Raw genomic sequence first — 3,301 nt, 5'->3', positions numbered from 1 at the left:
CACCCCCCGACGTAACCCCTACCGCCGCACGATCGACAGCAACCGGGACAGCCCCGGAGAGGATCTCTTCAGTGGCGTGCCCTGACACCAACCAGTAGCGGGAAACGACCGCCTGTGTACGGTGTGCTGGCCGTAGCATACGGCCCGGCACGACTGGCAGGCCATGGTGTCGAGGCCTTTCGACTGGAGCGCTCCCGGTGTTCCGTGGACAGCGGACCTGAAGTCCACTGTCTGGAAGGGGCCTCGGATCACCGACGTTCGACCTGTCGCCAGCCAGAGGGGCTTCCATTTCAGCAAGGTGTCGACAGTCCGCGAACGAGTCCGGCGGCCGGGTATCTCAACCCGCTCGCCAGCGCTGACAGTGTATCGGCCGCCCAGCTGTGGTGGCCTCGGCGATGTCCTTCGGAGACAAGAGCGCTGTCTTTCCGGGGCAGCCGTGTCGTCGCCTGGTGGTGGTTTCCTATGCGAGCCGGCTCGATCACGAGCCGGTACCGCATCACTGAGTTTGTCCGCTCCGAAAGGGAGAAGGTCCATGACTGAAAGTCCAGCGCCAGCGCCAGCGCCGAGCTTTGCCCCATTCTTCACGGATATAGTCGCCGCGGGAATGTGGTGGCCACGTCACACCGGCGACGGGTTCGCCCCCGAGTTCAGCGCCACCCTTGCGGCGGGAATGCGGTGGCCACGTCACACCGGCGACGGGTTCGCACTCGACGCGGTCTCCGCGAGGCGCTGATTCAACTCAGCCACAGGCCGGTACCCACCGGGACAAAAATCCCCCAATGGGTACCGGTTCGGGGTGTCTCGACGCGCGTTATATCTGATCATTTCTATCCTCGTTCCGAGGAGGCCGAGTGGAGTCACGACCAGAACCGCCATTCGCTGGGCCCGCACATGCCGATCTTGACCTGACGAACGCGTGCAATTTACAGTGCTCACACTGCGATGTCTCGTCGGGCATTCCGCTGACGGAGGAACTTGACCGCACCGGGATATTCAGCATTATTGGCCAGCTTTACAATCTGGGAGTTCTTAGTCTCACCGTGGCGGGCGGGGAGCCGTTCCTTCGGCCTGATGCCGTTGACATCCTGGAACGGGCATGTAGCTATCCTGGGTGGCGTGTGAGCGTGATCACGAATGGTACGTTGCTTTCTGGGCGGCTTGTTTGGGATCTGCTCCACCGCTGCCCGGGTTTGAGTGTAACAGTGAGCCTTGATGGTTCGATGCCAGCTTCGTTCGATATTATCCGTCATAGCGGAAGGCGCACGACGGCCGCACAGAGGTCCTTGTTCTCGCTTGTGACGAGTGGAATAGCGCGCGGCGCGGAAGCGGGCTTGGAGATGCACGCAGCCTTTGCCCTCACCTGTGTTAATCAGGCCGATCTGATGCCAACCTATAATCTTGCGATCGACCTCGGTGTTCGTGACATACTTGCGATCAAGTTCTTTCCCGGCGGCCGCGGATTAGAGCACGTTGCCGAAATGGAGTTCCCCTATCCCGAATGGGCCGAGATGATGGTAGCGTTGACAAAAGCAAAGATGGGCGGCGATCTCCCCTATCTTGCTCTTTCCGTTCCAGCGCCGTGGGAGTTCTATCTCCCACTCATAGACGCTGGGGTCGACATCGCCGAGGCCGAGGCAGCATGGGGCTACCAAGCGCCTCTTCGGGAGCCGGTGTATCTCGCTACTGGTTCGCTTGGGGACCCCAGCGGAATTATTGATCTTAATGTAGTGGCAAATGGGGATGTCTTCCCGGTCACGCTCATGAGCCGCGATCGTTCGGCGCTCTGCGGAAATATAATGGACCGGCCTCTTGCCGACATCTGGCGATACTCAGAACCGCTCGGGCGCCTCCGCGAGTTGACCCTGAAAGATCTCTGCGAAGACTGCCGCGCCTGCGGGATAGTCACAATATGTGGAGGAGGTTCGCGGGCACGCGCTCTCACCCGAACAGGCCGTATCGATGGGCCAGACACTGCCTGCCCGCGAATAGGCCGCGCCGAATGAGTAGTCTTTGGGAGGATATCGATGCTGACATTCGCCGACGGAGGTCTCGCCGTCCGAGTACTAGTCCGCCAGACAGGCGAATGCGAGATTCGTTTTGACGGTAGAATTCTTGTGGGAAACTTGGACCTGACCGCGCTCGTATCGTATTTAGACCACGATCCGGACGGAAGCCGAAGCGACAGTTTCGCCACTTTTTTGGGCCTCTCAGGGAAGGATTTCGTCAGCAGGGCGAAATCTGTCCTCCTGAGTATGCGCGATGTCGGGATACCGATTTCTGTATGGGGAAACTGGGCTCAACATATCTGCTCGGAGTAATACTCCGCACAGGCATGCCGTAGCTATCCTCTCTAGACTGGTCTTTCGCACATGGGATTTCGATGCTCCGGCCGACGCTATTTTCGATCATGATGACGGACTCTCGTCGATAATCCGCACCCACCGTGACCGGTCGCACCGAGTTTTGCCAGAAAGTGCCCTCCAGGCACCAACAAGGCGAACAGTGGACAAATAAAAAATCACACCATCCGCCCACCGAATACACGTGCGGAAGACGAGCCTAGAAAAGGCGTGACAACGATGGGAATTGCCACCGACTACAGCCAGCTCCGCCCACATCGCTCAATGCTACGGGACACCTCACGCACGTTCGCATTCGCGCGGGCTCTACACCACGCCGTCACCTCAGAGTCGATCGTTCTCGATATGGGCACGGGTACGGGGATTTTGGCCATGATCGCTGCGCGCCTCGGAGCGGCGAAGGTGATCGCTGTGGAACGCACGAGGATGGCCGACATCGCCCGGCGGCTCGTACTTGATAATCGCCTTGACACGACCATCGACGTCATCTTCGCGGACGCTGCGGAGATTGAGCTGGATGGGAAGGTCGACGTTCTCGTCAGTGAGTGGCTCGGCGGCATTGCCATCGATGAAAATCTTCTGAGCCCCCTCCTCGCGGTCCGCGATAAGTGGCTCAAACCCGGCGGTACGCTGATTCCAGCCGCGATCACATCATGGCTTGCGCCGACATTCGATCCGTATCTCGCGGACGAGTTCGACTTCTTCACATCGCGAACCTACGGTATCAACCTTGATCTTATCCGCGACATGTCGGCAAACGAGCTGTACTACGGCCGTCATCATTTAGGTTCCGACACTGTACTGAGTCCCGCCCAAGAGATGTGGAGTCTTGATCTCGCGACGTTGCGGGCGCCAGACACCGACCGTGGATATGCGGCATCGTGTGACTTCGTCTTCGAGGCCGATGCGGTGGCAAATGGCCTCATGATGTGGTTCTCAGG

3 protein-coding genes and 1 pseudogene are annotated in these 3,301 nt (G+C 59.3%); all 4 read left to right on the top strand.

Translation table 11 applies throughout. The annotated features are described in order from the left end of the window. Positions 1 to 532: 532 nt before the first annotated feature. Positions 533 to 733, top strand: coding sequence for a hypothetical protein (locus MJ777_RS22610; protein WP_239377733.1), 201 nt, complete (start codon positions 533 to 535; stop codon positions 731 to 733). Between the two features lie 118 nt (positions 734 to 851). Next, positions 852 to 1,226 (top strand): annotated as a pseudogene (locus tag MJ777_RS23345) (radical SAM protein); the annotation flags it as partial. Positions 1,227 to 1,337: 111 nt separating this feature from the next. After that, complete coding sequence (locus MJ777_RS22605; RefSeq protein WP_239377735.1) at positions 1,338 to 2,003, top strand: SPASM domain-containing protein; 666 nt, start codon at positions 1,338 to 1,340, stop codon at positions 2,001 to 2,003. 576 nt (positions 2,004 to 2,579) lie between these two features. Then, positions 2,580 to 3,301, top strand: a 722-nt coding sequence (locus MJ777_RS22600) for a 50S ribosomal protein L11 methyltransferase (RefSeq protein ID WP_239377734.1), incomplete at its 3' end; no start/stop codon positions are given.

It is taken from the genome of Protofrankia sp. Cj5 (assembly GCF_917627405.1).
Lineage (GTDB): Bacteria > Actinomycetota > Actinomycetes > Frankiales > Frankiaceae > Protofrankia.
This window is presented reverse-complemented; position numbering and strand designations above follow the sequence as displayed.